Origin of the sequence: Williamwhitmania taraxaci (assembly GCF_900096565.1) — a bacterium.
Lineage (GTDB): Bacteria > Bacteroidota > Bacteroidia > Bacteroidales > Williamwhitmaniaceae > Williamwhitmania > Williamwhitmania taraxaci.
Genome location: NZ_FMYP01000054.1, coordinates 12451 through 28685, shown reverse-complemented (window position 1 = coordinate 28685; position 16235 = coordinate 12451). Strand labels below are relative to the sequence as shown.

The following is a 16235-nucleotide window of genomic DNA, read 5'->3' as shown; positions in this document are numbered from 1 at the left end:
CCCACGTAAGCCAAAAGGAAAGACCGAGTATGCGGTGGTGGAAGACCGCCACGAGGATGACGGCCAAGGGCCAACACCCCCTACCGAACCAGCGCTGGTTAAAAAGGATAAGCCGGGAGTCGACCCGGATGGTCGCTGGATTAAGAAAGCAGGCAAGCTGCGCTTCGGCTTTAAGCAGCACACGGCCACCGATGAGCAGGGGTTGGTGCTTGCCGTTATCACCACCGGAGCCAACGAGAGCGACATTAAGCACCTGGATGATGTGCTGGCGGTTGCAGGCTTGCCTGTCCGGGCCTGGGTCAAGGCAGACAAGGGCTACAAGAGCAAGGATAACGATGCGGCAGTAACCAAACGAAGGTTGCGCAACCACGTGATGCACAAGGCTGCAAAGAATCGCCCGCTCACAAAACGGGAGCAGGAGTGCAACAAGCTCATCAGCAAAGTAAGGTATCAGGTAGAGCGAACCTTTGGATCAATCCGGCGCTGGTTTGGGGGAGGTACTGCGCGGTATGTGGGGCTACAGAAAATGCATACGCAGCACCTTATGGAAGCAATGGCATACAACCTTTACCGATCACCTAGGATAGCTATGTACATAAACGAAAAATAGGTCGAAAACCATGCCTATGGAAGCATGGTTAGCTCGATGATAGAGCATAATTGAAGAATTCCACCTCAAAAAAGTGTTTTTTGAGGTGGAAAAACAGAGAAAAATGAATTCTTTGCTTTTTGCAACGGTCTCAGTTTTTTAGCCACTTCAAAAATAAAAGGCCTCGCATCGCTGCAAGGCCTTTATTTTACTGGAGCGGGAAACGGGATTCGGACCCGCGACCCCCAGCTTGGGAAGCTGGTGCTCTACCAACTGAGCTATTCCCGCGTGTTTGGTAGCGCAAAAGTAACTTTTCTTTTCAATCCTCGGCACAGAAGCGAAACGAAAAACTACTCGATTATCGTAAAAATATCGTCAATTGACTTCTTCTCTTTAGGCACAGGAGCCTTGGATGGATTTCCAACGGCCACAAATGCAACCAAGGTATGAGGTTGTGTGATACCGAGCAAGGGTTGCAACTCGTCACGCGCAATCAAAGGTGCACTCATCCAGCAGGCTCCAAGTCCAAATTCAGGAGCAGAGAGCAGTATGTTTTGAATGCAGGCACCTACACTCTGCATGTCGGGGAAACCACGCTGCAGGTTAATTGCTTCATGCTCCAACTCGACGCCTCGCTCAAGGATGGTTTCGTAAGGTTCCAGCACCACTGCAATTAAAGCCGGCGCGTGCTCAAAAAAAGTAGCAAAAAATTCCACCTGCTTCTTAACCACCTTGGCCATGCGCGATTCGGTTTCGGGTAGGGACTGAATGCGCTGACTTACAACCTGAGCCATAGCAGCCAACACATCTTTGTTGGTTACCGCAATAAACCGCCATGGCTGATAGTTATTTACGCTTGGAGCAAAACTACCACGACGAACCAATTCCCGCAAAGTTTCCACGGGCACAGCCTCTGCAGTAAAAGAGCGAACGCTTGCTCGCATCTCAATAGCTATCTTCAATTCCATAAGCCTAATTTTTCTTAAAGATAAGAAATTTGACTCAAACAAGACCGCCGCCCTTAAGAAGTGTCGCTAATTCTAAAAAAACGCAATGCGAAGAGAGATGTAACAAACGGAACCTAGACTTTACTTAGCAATACGTATCTGTCAGTTTAAGACTGGCTATTAAACCGCCGTTTCCAAGCAGCAACTATCGGCAATAGTGCCAACTTAAGCATATCCGTTGAGCGTGAAACTAGGTAAACACCAGTGAATACGAGTATTGTTGAGATAATTTGAGCCGTCCCAAGTTTCCCCTGCCCTAAAGCAATCGCACAAAGCGAGGCAATTAGAGGTTGTGAGTAAATATAAATGCTTACGGTAGCTGGTTTTACATCCTTGAGTCCTCGAGCAATGAGGAGATAGGAGAAGAATGTTGCACCGATTAGCACAAAACCAATGGCCAACCAAGCCTCAACCGGCATTGTGCTCCAGCTAATGGCAGCAACCGAACTAAAACCCATTGGAATAATGGGTATCAAGCCAAAAAGGAATATCCATTTCATTACTGTAATGGAACTATACTTCTGCATCAGCGGTCGCATAATAACCAAGTAGGCTGCATACGAAAGCGTATTTAAAAGGGAGAGAAAGTTCCCAAGCATCTGTTCGTTCCCAAAACTGAGTGCTCCACGTTGCATTATAAGCAAAATTGCCCCTGATGCACCAACGGCAATGCCAAGAAGTTTGGTGATGGTTATCCGTTCGTGAAGGAGAAATGCCGCTAAAACCAGAACCAGAACCGGATTTGCCGTTTGAATGATAGCAGAATCGATTGGTGTAGTATGATTTAGTCCCTGCAGAAATAGCACTTGATTTAGCACAACGCCAAATAGCGAAGCGAAGATCAATCGCGGAAAGTCCTTTCGATCCACCTTTTCGCCCTTAACAAAAAGAAAAACTGCCCAGAAAAGAAATGCCGCCGACCCAATGCGCAGCAGTGCAAAAGCATTTGGTGAAACATAGGTAGGCATGGCAAACTTAGCCGCTGAGTAGTTTATTCCAAAAAGAATATTTGCAGAAATAATAGCCAAGTGGGCCTTTGCTCTTTTGCTCATCTATAATTATTAGTTGCCGTTAGAGTCAACATATTTAAAAAAGCTTAATTCAAAAACACCCTAACTCTAACATCTATTTTGTAAGTTTGTTGCATGCCTAAAACGATAGCCGATGCTCCCACCCAAACATCCATTTCACAGCATAAAACCCGGAAAGATACTTATTCCAGTGCTGATCGGATTCGGCTTTATTGGGTTTATGCTCTACGACGAATTTAACCCTGAGGCTTTTAGAAACATCAAATGGGGCTGGGAGGCTGGCCTTTTCCTTGGCTTAGCCCTCTTCTTTATGCTCGGGCGCGATTTCGGTTACATTGTTCGCCTGCGAATCCTCTCAGACAATAAACTTTCATGGCTACAGTCGCTTCGCATTGTGATTCTGTGGGAGTTCACCTCCGCCATTACCCCTTCAGCCATTGGAGGAACAAGCGTTGCCATTCTTTACGTTCATAAGGAGGGACTCTCCATCGGCCAAAGTTCGGCCGTGGTAATGGCCACCTCGCTACTGGATGAGCTATACTTTATCATTATGTTCCCCATCCTACTGGTATGGGTGGGTCATTTCGACCTTTTCAACATTTCAATGGGGAACGCCAGCCTCACGAACAAAATGCTCACCGTGGCATGGACCGGATACTCAGTAAAACTCGCATACCTAATTGTACTCAGTTACGGCATGTTCATAAATCCACGAGGATTAAAATGGCTGGTTCTAAAGGTCTTCATGCTGCCATTCCTTCGAAAGTGGAAGCAGGGAGCCAACAAAGCAGGTACCGATATCGTGATTAGTTCGCTGGAGCTCCGCCAAAAAAGCGCAATATTTTGGTTAAAGTCGTTTGCCGCAACTTTTTTATCTTGGACATCGCGCTACTGGGTAGTTAATATGCTTCTACTTGCCTTTTTTTCGGTTAACGATCATTTGCTCATATTTGCACGTCAGTTGGTTATGTGGATCATGATGTTGGTAAGCCCCACTCCCGGTGGCAGTGGGTTTGCCGAATATATTTTCACTGTTTTGCTGGGAGAATTTATTCCCGTAAGCGCCGATATTAAGCAGAGTACTGTTGTTGCCTTGGCATTTCTGTGGCGCATGTTTTCCTACTACCCCTACCTATTCATTGGGGTTTTTGTATTGCCCCGTTGGATAAAGAAAAAATTCATTAACCAAAACAGTTAACAATTGGAACTCTTCATAATCACAGGAACCAGTCGTGGTATTGGTTTAGCCTTTGCCGAACGTGCTCTGCGTCAAAAGGACACCGTCGTTTTTGGCATCGCCCGAACAAATTCTAGCATCAATCCAAATTTCAACTTTCTGAAAACTGACCTCGTTGCTGAGCAGCAGGTAAACGAAATCCGCTTTCCCATCGACGAAGGATTTACCAAAATTGTATTAGTCAATAACGCCGGAATGCTTGGCGATGTAAAACATTTGGGTGAGATGGAGAACCAAAGTATTGCAAAAACCATTGCCGTTAACCTAACGGCACCAACCCTTCTACTCAACAGGTTCTTGCATTTTTATGCAAGCAGCAAGGCCCAGAAAATTGTCATCAACATATCGTCAGGAGCGGGACGGCGAGCAATCCCCTCTTGGTCGGTATACTGCGCCACGAAGGCAGCACTCGACATGGTATCGGAAACTGCACAGCAGGAACAGATCGAAAAGGGAACCAACACAAGGATTTTCTCGGTTGCCCCAGGAGTAGTCGACACAGCAATGCAGGAGGAGATTCGGTCCGTAGAGCAAGCTAACTTTAGCCAGGTAAATCGGTTTCACGAATTAAAGAAAAAGGGGGAACTCGCCTCAACGGAGAAGGTAGCTGAAAACTTGTTTCAACTTGCTACTCATCCAGAGAAATTCAGCGAAGTAATTCTCGACATCCGGACATTTTAGAGGAATTACTTGCCCCGAAAGAAACGCTGTAATGATTCAAAAATGGGATATCCACCCGTATTCCCCGACGACAAAAGCACTGCCCGTTCAGGATGAGCCATCATGCCCATTACATTTTTGTGCTCGTTGCAAATAGCAGCAATGTTTTCGACCGAACCATCAGGATTAAAATCGACTGATAGATTTCCGTTCTTATCACAGTAGCGTAAAAGTATCTGCCCTCCAATACGCAAATCGAGCAACTCCGTTTGACTCGCAAAATAAGCACCACGGTTATGGGCAAGTGGAATACGCATTATAGTGCTACTTTCTATATTCCAAGTGATAGCTGCTTGACGCGAATCTGTGAGTAGATATACATTTCTTCCTATAAACCGACCATCTGTATTTGAACGAATCTCGCCCGGCAACAAACCCAACTTGCACAGCGCATAGAATCCATTTCCTATACCCCACACATATCCACCTCGCTTAGCAAAAGTGACTATTTTCAACAAAATCGGGGAAGGACTCTCCTCTGCTACAAAGTTGATCCCCGGTATAAAACCACCGGTTATAACAAGAAGATCGACTCCCTTTAAAGAATCATCCTTATGCCAAATCTCCACCACCTCCCATGTGGTTACCTCCTTAAAGGCTGCAACAACATCGCGGTGACTCTCCGAATCGGGAAAAACAACTACACCAACCTTCATTGAATAACTTGCGGTATTAAAGAAAAAGTGATTGCAAGAACAACAGTATGTCCAAGCAGTGATTACACTCCAAATATAACCATTTTAAAGACTAAACTTCACGAATGAGAAGAAGTAAAAAAAGTGACAAGCGATGAACAATATGGCAAATAAAAACACGATACGAAAAAAATCAAACCTGTTTGATAGCCCCCTGAAACGATCTCACAACCCCTAAACTAGTATATATCTTATCAAAAAATCCGTAAATTGCCGAGGTAAAATTTAATGCCATGGTGCGCTACCTCCGTTACTCTCTCCTAATTCTAGTAATGATCGGCCTCATAATTGTAGGTTTTTTTGCAATTACTGAATATCGTCCGAAACCGATTGAAATAGTTCAAGTCAACGTTTTATCTGACACCATTAAAACCGATACGCTAACCATCATAACGTGGAATATAGGTTATGCTGGTCTGGGCAAAAACATGGACTTCTTTTTCGATGGAGGCAAAATGGTTAGGGGAACCAAGGAAGATGCCATCAGCAATCTTAGCACAATCGAAACATTTCTTCAAAAATTCCATGGCGATTTTATTTTTATTCAAGAAATAGACAAAAACTCGACGCGCTCGTATGGAGTCGACCAGGTTGCATCATTGGAAGCATCAATGCCAAACTTCAATACAGCCTTTTGCCTTAACTACAATTCGATTTATGTGCCAGTCCCAATTACAGAAAACTACGGCAAGGTAATTTCGGGTTTAATGACACTCTCTAAGGCAACGCCAAAAAACGCGTCCCGTATCGCGCTGGGAAGTCGTTACCCCTGGCCCCGAAGATTATTCATGCCAAAGCGCGCCATGCTCGAAACCCGATTTTTGCTCTCCAATGGAAAAGAGTTGGTATTGCTGAATACCCACTGTGAGGCTTATGACAGTGGTAGCCTGCGCCGTGTTGAGATGCAGCATATCAAAGAAATAGCCACGACGGAATACAAAAAAGGAAACACTGTGATTATTGGAGGCGATTGGAACCAAAACCCGCCAGGGATTTCAACCTCAAGCACTAAGTATTTCAATCCAATACAAATACCACAAAACTACGCACCAACAAATTGGACCTGGGCCTTTCAAACTCAACCCACCAACCGCTACCTCTACGAACCTTACTGTGAAGGAAATACATCAACAACGATTATTGATTATTTCCTCCTATCCCCCAATGCAAAACCTCTATCTGTCAATCGAATAGACTTGGGGTTTAAAAATAGTGACCACAATCCCATAGTGATGAAATTTATGCTTTACAACAACGCTGACTAAAATCATATTCCCCAACCCTTTAACCATCTCCAAAATCCCTACTTTCGCCGCCGAAATAAAACTAGGAATTTTAGAAATGGGGAATTTAAAAATCTGGGGAACAACATTACTACTGGTTACGTTGTCAGTTTTTAGTATCGCGCAAACCGAGTCAGGCTCTACAGATAGCCTTCAATCAACGGTCACACAAACACCATTGCTCTCCCTTTCGGGCGACATAAAAAGCAGGCACACTTGGCGTGGTGGATTAACCTGCTCAGCAATGAATCTTCAGCCGACCCTTAACTTACGGGTTAAAAACTTTACGCTTGGTGCTTGGGGTTGCTATACGGTGGACAATAGCTACGCTGAAATTGATCTGTATGCCACATACAAATTGGGGAATTTTTCAGCATCCCTGCTAGATTACTACAACCCAATTGAAGGGGTAAAAAAGAACGATGTTTTCGATTACAACCAGGACTCCACCCGTCACCTTATTGACGTTAACGTGAAGTTTCATGGCACAACCGATTTTCCAGTTTATCTCTTGGCTAGCACCCTGATATATGGTGCCGACAAGAAACCAGACAGCAACAGCAATAGATATTCCACATATTTTGAGGCTGGTTACACCTGCCATTTAAGAGCAAACCAACAGGTTGATATATTCCTAGGAGGGACACCACACAAGTCATACTATGCGACTGAAGCCGCGATAGTAAACATAGGAATGACGGCTCGGCAAAACATACAGGTTTTTGGCCAATACAACCTGCCATTATACATATCGATGATTGTTAATCCAAAATACGAGAACATCTATTTTATTCTTGGCATCACAATCCTTTAACAAATAAAATAGAGGATAAATCAAAAATTAGGATCAAAGAGGACAATCCAGGTGCGGATTGCCCTTTTTTTTTTAATTTAGCAAAGTGGTGTTTGCAGTATCAACCTTTATTTTATTACTTTACACCGAGGTCATCTTAGGTATTTATTACACTTCCTAGGGTTTTGACATTGCTTAATCAACAAAACATTATGAGTATTACCGATCAAGATCTGCAGTTTTTTGTGTTAGCGCTTAAAAACGCGTCCAGCTACGATCTCTCGGAGTACTCTGATAAGTCGTTGAAAAGAAGAATGGAAAAAATCCTAACCGACAACAATATGGACCTTAACACCCTTGTCGGCACACTTAAAACAAACAAAGAATTCACCGAACGCATTGTGAGAGAGATTACGGTTAATACAACCGAACTTTTTCGCGACCCACAAATTTGGCAAACCCTTAAATATCGAATACTTCCGAGGTTCAAGAACAACAAAACGATTAATATTTGGCATGCAGGTTGCTCTACAGGACAAGAGGTTTACTCGATGCTCATTTTGCTTAACGAAATGGGTCTTTATGATAAAGCCAAAATATTTGCTTCCGATATAAATAGCGATGTGCTCAATCAAGCGAAGAAGGGTGTATACAAGTATAGATTCAATATTGGGTATCTAGATAATTTTGACAAGGTAATTAAGCAAAACCCATTCAACTACGAAGAGTTTAACGAGGTTCCATACGATAAGTATTTTGATATTGATAAGGTGAAGGACACCCTGATCATGAAAAAATTCCTAACTGAGAAACCCATATTCAGGAAGCATGACTTGGTAAAAGATGGCAACCTTTTTTTCGCCAAATTCGACCTCATTCTTTGCCGTAACGTTATTATCTATTTCAACTATAGTTTACAAAACAAAGTTTTTGAACTATACCACAGCAACCTTTACCCTAAGGGTGTTTTGGTGCTTGGAATGCATGAAACCATACTAGGTCCACATGCCACAAAGTTTGAAAAACTCGCACAGTTCTATGTAAAAAAATAGTTGTTGTCTCCCAAACCTACACTTAAGCGTCATGAAGCAATTTCAAAGGTTAGACATACATAAGAAAATCCATATCACAGCCATAGCCCTCTTGGTTGTGCTATACGTAGCATCTGCAGTAATCCTAAATTCATTTACCAAAGCAAGAAACGAGCATCAAAACGAGCGGATAATGGCTCAAATCCTCACCGACATAAGCCAATCAGCCGCAATCGTAGAGGTGCAAACCAAACCTGGGTTCGACGCTCAAGACAAGCAGTTGCTCAAGAACGTTTTCCATCAATCTTACTTTCTGCCTGGCACATTTCCCTATATCGTTGATGAAAAAGGCTTTATCATCAACGACCTTTTTCGTGAAGGCCAAAAAATACGGAAAGATATTTTTGATGCAATTAGATCAAACACCCAAAAAGAGGGCAGTTTTAATTTTTCGGAAGAGTCAAGAAACGGAAATATCGAAAAAACGCTTTACTTCCAATATTTTAAGCCCTACAACGGTTATATCTGCCTTTCGGTTGATACCGCCCAAATAAACCAAGCAACAAATTCCAACAAGATATACTTAGGGTTGATTGTTTTCTTGGTAATTTTTATTTTCTATTATGGGCTAAAAATAATCCTAGGTCCTATTTCTCTCGACATCAAATCACTAAGCAAAACCATCGACACCATGGCCGATGGAATGCTCCCCGAGCACCTGAGTACCAACAGAGTTGATGACTTTGGAAAACTAATTGATTCCACCAACGAATTAATCGACAACCTTGGGAAAACTGCAATTTTTGCCGACGAAATTGGCAAAAACAATTTACTTGCGGAATACGCCCCAGCCAGCAAAGAAGATGTTTTAGGCAATGCATTGGTAAGGATGCGGGAAAGCCTTTTGATGAATCAAAAAGAAGAAACAATTCGAAAAACAGAAGGGGAAAAGCAGAACTGGGTAACCTTAGGCTTAGCAAAATTTGGCGAAATACTCCGCCAGAACAACAATGATCTCACCCTCCTTTCAGAACACGTTATTCAGCATCTCATCAACTACCTTAACGCAAATCAAGGTGGTATATTTGCGCTGAACGATGAAGACGGGCAAGAAAAAGCCTTGGACTTAGTGGCCTCCTTTGCCTATAACCGTAAAAAACATCTCACCAAGCAAATTATGTTTGGGGAAGGGCTGGTTGGCACTTGCGCTAACGAGAAGCAAACAATCCATCTTAAAGAGATTCCCAACGATTATATTACAATTACCTCAGGACTGGGTGAGGCCACCCCAACGAATCTGCTAATTGTTCCATTGACGCTGGAGGACAGCGTGTTTGGTGTCATCGAAATTGCCTCCTTCAGTGAGTTTCAACCTCATGAAATAGAATTTGTGGAGAAACTCAGCCATAGTATAGCATCTACCCTTTCGAGTGTAAAAATAAACATCCGAACAACCTATCTGCTTGAACAATCGCAGCAACAACGTGAAGAGATGGCGGCCCAAGAGGAGGAGATGCGCCAGAACATGGAGGAGATGCAAGCTACACAAGAAGAGATGCAGCGGAAAACAGCGGAACTGCAAGCGGTAAATACCGCTATAGACGAGGCGTTACTGCAAGGAGAGTTAGAGGTCGATGGTTCTGTCATCAACTTAAACCAGAATTTCCTAAATATACTGGGACTAGGCCGTGATGAAATTATGGATAGAACAATCTTCAGCCTAGCTCCAGCGACCACTTCCCGTGAAATTAAAAGCCTATGGAATTCGGTAAGTTCCGGTAATAGTGAAAAGGGCGTTTTCCACTTCAATTCCACCGATGGGGACGATCGTTTCTTAATGCTCAGTTTTAGTCCAGCATTTGATGAGATGGGCAGTTTTATTAAGGTTATTGTTCTTGGACAAGATGTAACGGAAACTAAGAATCTTGAGCAAAAAGCAAAAAAACAAGCCCAAGAAATTGAAAAAAACATAGAAAAAATTGAAGAAGAACAGGAAATTGCAAAAATACGGCAAAAAGAGATAGACGCCATGCTCTTAGCCCTAAATCAGAATGTTATTGTATCGGAAATGACTGGGGAGGGGCGAATTACATTTATCAATCAGAAAAATGTGGATACCCTTGGCGACACACCCGATAAAATTGTGGGCAAATACCACAGAGACCTAGATTTTACTGCAAAAAATAATCCAGAAGCATATAAACTTTTTTGGAACAATCTTATGAACGGAGTGTCTCAGGAAAGAATATTCTCATTGAAAGTTGGATCCGAAACTAAATGGATTCGTGAAGAATACACACCTGTTCCCGACGAGAACGGATCAATATTTAAGATTATCACACTTGGATTCGACGTTACGGCCGAAAAGGTATTTGAACAAGAGGTAGAAGAATTAAAGAAAGAGGCAGCAAAACGAAAAGACCGTTAAGGCATAAAACGATAAAGCAATATGTACGAGATAGGGATAGTAGATACCCGAAATGTAATAAAAACCATCAAGGAGGTTTTTGGCTACGACTTTACCGACTACGCCATTACAACCTTTAGGCGCAGGCTTGATGTTGTCATCAACAATAATAAGTTGAGAGACGCAGATGCCCTACTCCAGAAGTTACAAAACGAGAAACCTTTTTTCGACCAATTCTTATTCGATATTTCGGTAGACACCACCGAAATGTTCCGAGATCCATCGCTGTGGAGATACCTAAAAGACAGGATCATACCCGAAATAGCAAAAGGTAGCACCAAAACTAAAATATGGGTAGCCGGATGGGATTCAGGAGAAGAATTATACTCATTGGCAATCATCTTAAAGGAAATGGGTCTGCTAGATCAAGTGCAGATTTATGCAACTTCATTTAGCGACGCTAAATTATCCAGAACCAAAGAAGGAATTATTGACCCGAAACAAATTGAGGTAAACGAAGCCAATTACGAACGGTACAACGGATCATCCGCTTACGCAAACTACTACAGCCTTAAAAATGGCATTCCGGTAATAGACAAGGCATTAATTGAAAACGTGACTTTTATAAAACAAAATACTATATTTGATAACTCACCTTCGGGTATAAGGCTTATTCTGTTCCGCAATCAGATGATATATTACAATCAAGTAATGTGCGACAGGGTAATGAAAATAATGGCGAATAGCCTCGTGCCGGGTGGTTATTGTATCGTTGGAATTAGGGAAAGTTTAGAGAGTCTCGGACTGTCTGCACCTTTCTCCCTGTTTGACGACATGGAAAAAGTGTATAAAAAGAAAAACAGTTAGTTTAACATGTATAAAGCACTAATTATAGGTGGATCAGCGGGTAGTTTTCAAGTAATCACGAAGATTCTGCACTCCCTACCACCAAACTTCCCGCTACCGGTGTTGCTCAGCCTTCACCGGTTAAAACACGTGAGGAGTGGTTTTGTGGAGGCACTTTCGATAAAATCAGGCATTCCGGTTATTGAACCATACGACAAAGAAGCCATAAAACCCGGCCGAGCGTATCTTGCGCCAGCAAACTACCATATGTATGTGGATCTTGGAAATAGGATTGCCCTCTCAACGGAGGAACCAGTAAACCATTCCCGTCCTTCCATCGACTTATCATTTGTTACTGCAGCTCAAGCTTACCGCGAAAAACTTATTGGAATTATCCTTTCTGGGGCGAACAAGGATGGGGCGTTTGGCTTAAAAAAAATAAAAGATAATGGAGGGCTTTGCATCGTTCAAGATCCTGCTGAGTGTCAAGTTAAAACCATGACCGAAGCAAGTTTAAAACTTACCCCAGTCGATTATGTGCTAAAAACCAATGAAATTATTAACTTTCTGCAAAAAATAAAATAAAAGCAACTACCATGGAGTCGGCCACACGAAAAAACAAATCGTACGCAACTGCAATATTCATTGTAGGTATTGCCGTTGCTTTGATTTCCGTCTATGCTATTGGTGGCAATCAGGCTTGGCTATCCTACTCTTCATTAGTATTTATGCTTTGCCTGCTTACAGGCTTATATTCGGTTACAGCATATCAGCAGAAGGAAAACATAAGTCTTTCGGCGCAAAATGATGGCCTAGAAAAAAGGTTGAGTCAATTCCAATCGCAGGTTGGAAAAAAGAAAGAAACGATTGTTGATGCAAAAGAAACAATTCAAGTAGAAGAGTTTATCCGCAAAATCCTGCCCGAATCAAACCAGCAGTTCGGATCACAGGAAAAGTTGACAGAATACATTCTTACATCCATTGCCAAAGAGTTCAGTATTGCTCAAGGTCTATTTTTCACTAAGGATGCCAGCACTGAAACCTTTACGCTGCAGGGTCGCTATGCCTACTTTTCGGAGGACCTACCACACAATTTCAAGGAAGGCGAAGGGCTTTCAGGCCAAGTAGCCAAAGATAAAATGGTGTTGAACATATCGGATATTCCAGACGGATACATTACTATTGTGTCTGGATTGGGAACTGGAAATCCCAATAGCGTAATGATTGTCCCTGCCATTTCGCAAGGAACAACTGTTGGCGTTATGGAGTTAGCTTCATTCCACACCTTTACACCTAATGAAGTTGACCTATTTTCCAAGATTACGGCCCAATTGGGAGAAAGAATTGCAAATCATTCAACTATATAGATAACATGGAAAAGGGCTACAACATGTGGCAGGTATCCGATGTCGTAAAGAAAAGAGTAATAATTTCTGCAACTTCGGGATTTATCCTACCGCTCGCGGCTTGGATTATTGAACTAGTGAGGACTAAAAACCCTGCTAGCTATTCGGGACTATGTAATATTCACTCGTCCAATCCTGCCCTTTGGTTCCTCGATACAGTTCCAGTGCTTGCCGCTGCTGCTACTTACATGATTCTTCGAAGGCACTACAAGAGAGTAGAAACACTGGAGAGAGAGTTATTGGAGAAGAACGAGAACATTAACAAAAACGCCCTTTTTGCAAAGCAAATTGGTGAGGGCGATTACATTACCAGTTTTGAAGTTCCAAGCGAGGATGACATCCTCGGCCGTTCACTCCTTGTGATGCGAGACAACCTACTCGAAACCACCACCAAAGAGGCCCAGCAGAATTGGATTTCGGATGGAAAAGATCAAATTTCGAACATACTTCGGTTGCACACCAATATTGATGAACTTTCGTATGATGTTCTGACTAACCTTATTAAATATATCAAAGTCATACAAGGAGCTTTATACGTATTCGATGACGATCGAAACGTACTAATTAACCTTGCGGCATACGCCTATAATCGCAAAAAGTATTTAAAGCAAGAGTTTAAAATCGGAGAAGGGCTTATCGGTCAGTGCGCTTATGAGCGCGACATTATATACCGCAAAGAGATCCCGAACGATTACGCGAGTATTACAAGTGGCATTCTTGGAGACCAAAAACCCCAAGCCATCTTATTGGTGCCTTTAATTACCGATGAAAAGTTATATGGTGTTCTGGAATTCGCCTCGATTGAACCGGAAATTCCGGAACTAACCATTCGTTTCCTCCGTGAACTAGGCGAAATTATTGCCCGCACGATCTTCAACTTAAGCATCAATCTTAAGACCGAAAAACTCCTAAAAGAGGCGCAGCTGATGACCGAAGAGTTGCGCGAAAACGAGGAGGAGTTAAGACAGAACGCGGAAGAAATGAGAGCAACCCACGACGAGTTGGAAAAATCGAACTCGAAGTTGGAATCAAAGATACAAGAGGTTGAAAATGCTCAAAAGAGGCTTCACAGCTTGCTCGAAAACGCATCAGAAATAATCTCCATTTACAACAGCAACCTAAAGTTGGTTTTCATCAGTCCCTCTGTGACCAAAATCCTTGGATACAGCCCTCAAGAAATGATGAGCGGCAAAGACATGGATCGGCTTACTCGTAAAGGAGAACAGACCATCGCTGAATTCTTTGAAGCCCTTCAAGGCAAGAGCAAGGAGTCTAGAACCATCCAGTACACATTCATGAAGAAGGATGGCGAAAAGATTTTCTTGGAGGTTACCGGACGAAACCTATTAGACGATCCCGCTATCCAAGGAATCATCGTAAACTCGCAGGATATCACCGAACGCAAGAGGGCAGAGAAGGAAGAGCGCATGCGCAGCAAAATGCAGGCACTTTCGGAAAATTCACCCGATATGATTATCCGTATTAATACCCTAGGCCAATTCTTCTACGCCAACCCAATGGTAGAGTTGTACTTAGGTATTCCTACCAAAGATATTGTGAACGAAACACTCTCATCGGTAGAACTGGCAGAACCACTATCCGAATTTTTTAAGGACGCAATAAAAAAAATAAAAGCAACCAAAGAGAAGGTCGAAGGCGATGTTGTTTTTAACTCCAAATTGGAGGAAACTACAATGCATATTGTAGCCATTCCGGAATTCAACGAGAATGAACTTGAAACGATTCTTTTTGTCAGCCACGATATTACCGAAGCCAAACGCATTGAGCTGGAAGTTCAAGACAAGAATCGAAAGCTAACGGAGAGTATCAACTACGCACAAAAAATTCAAACATCCATACTACCCGACAATCGTACAATTAGAAAATACCTGCCCAACTCTTTTGTTTTTTATAAGCCTAGAGATGTTGTAAGCGGTGACTTCCCTTGGTTCTTTAAGAAGGATGGCTATATTTACATTGCAGTAGTTGATTGTACCGGGCATGGCGTTCCTGGGGCACTGCTCTCGTTTATTGGGTACTTTACCTTAAATAACGTAGTAGACCATGACAAGGACTATACCGCTGGGCAAATCCTAGACCACCTGCACCAAGGCGTAAGAACTACGCTCAAGCAAGATCGGGTCGATGCCGATGCGCGAGATGGAATGGATATTGCACTTTGTAAAATAAACCTTAAGCGCAATGAAATTCAGTACTCCGGAGCACACCGTCCACTCTATCTCCTTCGGGCTGGAGTATTGGAAGAGTTTAAAGGAGACCGTAAGGCAATTGGTGGTATTCCCCACCGAAGCAAAGCCGAGACTCCATTTACAAACTACACGCTTCAGATACAAAAGGGCGACAAAATATTCTTTTTCTCCGATGGACTACCCGACCAAATCGGTGGAGCAGACATGAAAAAATACTCGTCCAATCGAATTAGGGAGACATTAACGTCCTTCCCCGATTTGCCGATACAAGACTACCATGGAATTTTCGCCAAAGACTTGGATGAATACAAAGGAGACCACAAGCAGATTGACGATATTTTGCTGATAGGGATTGAGTTTTAAATTGTAAATTATACCAAATTAACTAACTTTACGCGCTATGGATAATAAGAATGTAAAGGGTTTTCTTGAGTTCGTCTACGACTTCTACAAGTCGATGAAGGCCCATGAAATAAGCTTGGTTTATGAGGGAGAAATAACTCACCAAATAACCAAAGCCTTCACCTCTCTTACCGAATCCAACATGGCCAAGGAAGAGGAATCTAACTCTGTTCAAAAGAAGGTATTTCACGTAATGGTTGAATGCCTCCAGAACATCAGTAAACACGCCGACAACTTTGGTTCTGAAGACTTCCTATTTGCAGGAAGAGGGATTTTTATGGTAAGCAAAGGCGAAGAAGAATACAATGTAACCACAGGAAACGTTATTGAAAATTCGAAAATCGAAGAACTTTCAAAAATTCTGGATCAAATTAACTCCCTAGATAAAGAGGGACTTAAATTGCTCTACAAAAACCAGATGAAAGAGGGACGATTAAGCGAAAAAGGTGGTGCTGGCCTTGGTTTTATTGACATTGCTCGCAAAACCGGTCGTAAGTTGGAGTATCACTTCCTCCCGATTGATAACGAATCGCACTTTTTTATTCTAACTTCTACAATTGATAGAAACGCCTAATTAA

Annotated in this window: 15 protein-coding genes and 1 tRNA gene; 12 read left to right on the top strand and 4 right to left on the bottom strand. The window is 42.6% G+C overall.

The annotated features are described in order from the left end of the window. Positions 1–610, top strand: a 610-nt coding sequence (locus BLS65_RS12995) for a transposase (protein ID WP_139180968.1), incomplete at its 5' end; no start/stop codon positions are given. Positions 611–801: 191 nt separating this feature from the next. On the opposite strand, the gene BLS65_RS12990 is transcribed toward BLS65_RS12995, so the two are convergent. The 3 genes from BLS65_RS12990 to BLS65_RS12980 form a co-directional block, all read right to left on the bottom strand. Next, positions 802–877 (bottom strand) — tRNA-Gly (locus BLS65_RS12990). Positions 878–939: 62 nt separating this feature from the next. Next, positions 940–1557 (bottom strand): nitroreductase family protein, encoded by a 618-nt coding sequence (locus BLS65_RS12985; RefSeq protein ID WP_092439686.1) that lies wholly within the window; start codon positions 1555–1557, stop codon positions 940–942. Between the two features lie 146 nt (positions 1558–1703). Further along, on the bottom strand, positions 1704–2648 hold the full coding sequence (locus tag BLS65_RS12980; RefSeq protein ID WP_092439684.1) for a DMT family transporter: 945 nt from the start codon (positions 2646–2648) through the stop codon (positions 1704–1706). Positions 2649–2760: 112 nt separating this feature from the next. Here BLS65_RS12980 and BLS65_RS12975 point away from each other — a divergent pair, with 112 nt between their 5' ends. Further along, on the top strand, positions 2761–3825 hold the full coding sequence (locus BLS65_RS12975) for a lysylphosphatidylglycerol synthase transmembrane domain-containing protein (protein WP_092439682.1): 1065 nt from the start codon (positions 2761–2763) through the stop codon (positions 3823–3825). 3 nt (positions 3826–3828) lie between these two features. Next, entirely contained in the window at positions 3829–4545 is a 717-nt protein-coding gene (locus BLS65_RS12970; RefSeq protein WP_092439680.1) for an SDR family NAD(P)-dependent oxidoreductase, read from the top strand. A 5-nt stretch (positions 4546–4550) separates the two neighbouring features. On the opposite strand, the gene purQ is transcribed toward BLS65_RS12970, so the two are convergent. Beyond that, complete coding sequence (gene purQ / locus BLS65_RS12965; RefSeq protein ID WP_092439678.1) at positions 4551–5240, bottom strand: phosphoribosylformylglycinamidine synthase I; 690 nt, start codon at positions 5238–5240, stop codon at positions 4551–4553. A gap of 272 nt (positions 5241–5512) precedes the next feature. Between purQ and BLS65_RS12960 the strand changes: the two genes are divergently transcribed. The 9 genes from BLS65_RS12960 to BLS65_RS12920 all read left to right on the top strand — a co-directional run bounded on the left by BLS65_RS12960 (position 5513) and on the right by BLS65_RS12920 (position 16231). Further along, complete coding sequence (locus BLS65_RS12960; protein WP_092439676.1) at positions 5513–6544, top strand: endonuclease/exonuclease/phosphatase family protein; 1032 nt, start codon at positions 5513–5515, stop codon at positions 6542–6544. A gap of 76 nt (positions 6545–6620) precedes the next feature. Next, on the top strand, positions 6621–7376 hold the full coding sequence (locus BLS65_RS12955; RefSeq protein ID WP_092439674.1) for a hypothetical protein: 756 nt from the start codon (positions 6621–6623) through the stop codon (positions 7374–7376). A gap of 191 nt (positions 7377–7567) precedes the next feature. After that, complete coding sequence (locus tag BLS65_RS12950) at positions 7568–8407, top strand: CheR family methyltransferase (RefSeq protein ID WP_092439672.1); 840 nt, start codon at positions 7568–7570, stop codon at positions 8405–8407. 31 nt (positions 8408–8438) lie between these two features. Beyond that, positions 8439–10814, top strand: a complete 2376-nt coding sequence (locus tag BLS65_RS12945) for a PAS domain-containing protein (RefSeq protein ID WP_092439670.1) — start codon at positions 8439–8441, stop codon at positions 10812–10814. Positions 10815–10835: 21 nt separating this feature from the next. Beyond that, entirely contained in the window at positions 10836–11660 is an 825-nt protein-coding gene (locus tag BLS65_RS12940) for a CheR family methyltransferase (protein ID WP_092439668.1), read from the top strand. A 6-nt stretch (positions 11661–11666) separates the two neighbouring features. Next, positions 11667–12224, top strand: coding sequence for a chemotaxis protein CheB (locus BLS65_RS12935; RefSeq protein ID WP_092439666.1), 558 nt, complete (start codon positions 11667–11669; stop codon positions 12222–12224). 11 nt (positions 12225–12235) lie between these two features. Next, positions 12236–13006, top strand: coding sequence for a GAF domain-containing protein (locus tag BLS65_RS12930; RefSeq protein WP_092439665.1), 771 nt, complete (start codon positions 12236–12238; stop codon positions 13004–13006). A gap of 5 nt (positions 13007–13011) precedes the next feature. Continuing rightward, positions 13012–15618 (top strand): PAS domain S-box protein, encoded by a 2607-nt coding sequence (locus BLS65_RS12925; protein WP_092439663.1) that lies wholly within the window; start codon positions 13012–13014, stop codon positions 15616–15618. Between the two features lie 37 nt (positions 15619–15655). After that, entirely contained in the window at positions 15656–16231 is a 576-nt protein-coding gene (locus tag BLS65_RS12920) for a SiaB family protein kinase (protein ID WP_092439661.1), read from the top strand. Positions 16232–16235: the final 4 nt, after the last annotated feature.

Bases quoted from the DNA above. Each gene is read 5' to 3' on its own strand.
- BLS65_RS12930 (WP_092439665.1), top strand. From the start codon at position 12,236: ATGGAGTCGGCCACACGAAAAAACAAATCGTACGCAACTGCAATATTC.
- BLS65_RS12945 (WP_092439670.1), top strand. From the start codon at position 8,439: ATGAAGCAATTTCAAAGGTTAGACATACATAAGAAAATCCATATCACA.
- BLS65_RS12940 (WP_092439668.1), top strand. From the start codon at position 10,836: ATGTACGAGATAGGGATAGTAGATACCCGAAATGTAATAAAAACCATC.
- BLS65_RS12955 (WP_092439674.1), top strand. From the start codon at position 6,621: ATGGGGAATTTAAAAATCTGGGGAACAACATTACTACTGGTTACGTTG.
- BLS65_RS12985 (WP_092439686.1), bottom strand. From the start codon at position 1,557: ATGGAATTGAAGATAGCTATTGAGATGCGAGCAAGCGTTCGCTCTTTT.
- purQ (WP_092439678.1), bottom strand. From the start codon at position 5,240: ATGAAGGTTGGTGTAGTTGTTTTTCCCGATTCGGAGAGTCACCGCGAT.
- BLS65_RS12925 (WP_092439663.1), top strand. From the start codon at position 13,012: ATGGAAAAGGGCTACAACATGTGGCAGGTATCCGATGTCGTAAAGAAA.
- BLS65_RS12935 (WP_092439666.1), top strand. From the start codon at position 11,667: ATGTATAAAGCACTAATTATAGGTGGATCAGCGGGTAGTTTTCAAGTA.
- BLS65_RS12975 (WP_092439682.1), top strand. From the start codon at position 2,761: ATGCTCCCACCCAAACATCCATTTCACAGCATAAAACCCGGAAAGATA.
- BLS65_RS12960 (WP_092439676.1), top strand. From the start codon at position 5,513: ATGGTGCGCTACCTCCGTTACTCTCTCCTAATTCTAGTAATGATCGGC.
- BLS65_RS12980 (WP_092439684.1), bottom strand. From the start codon at position 2,648: ATGAGCAAAAGAGCAAAGGCCCACTTGGCTATTATTTCTGCAAATATT.
- BLS65_RS12950 (WP_092439672.1), top strand. From the start codon at position 7,568: ATGAGTATTACCGATCAAGATCTGCAGTTTTTTGTGTTAGCGCTTAAA.
- BLS65_RS12920 (WP_092439661.1), top strand. From the start codon at position 15,656: ATGGATAATAAGAATGTAAAGGGTTTTCTTGAGTTCGTCTACGACTTC.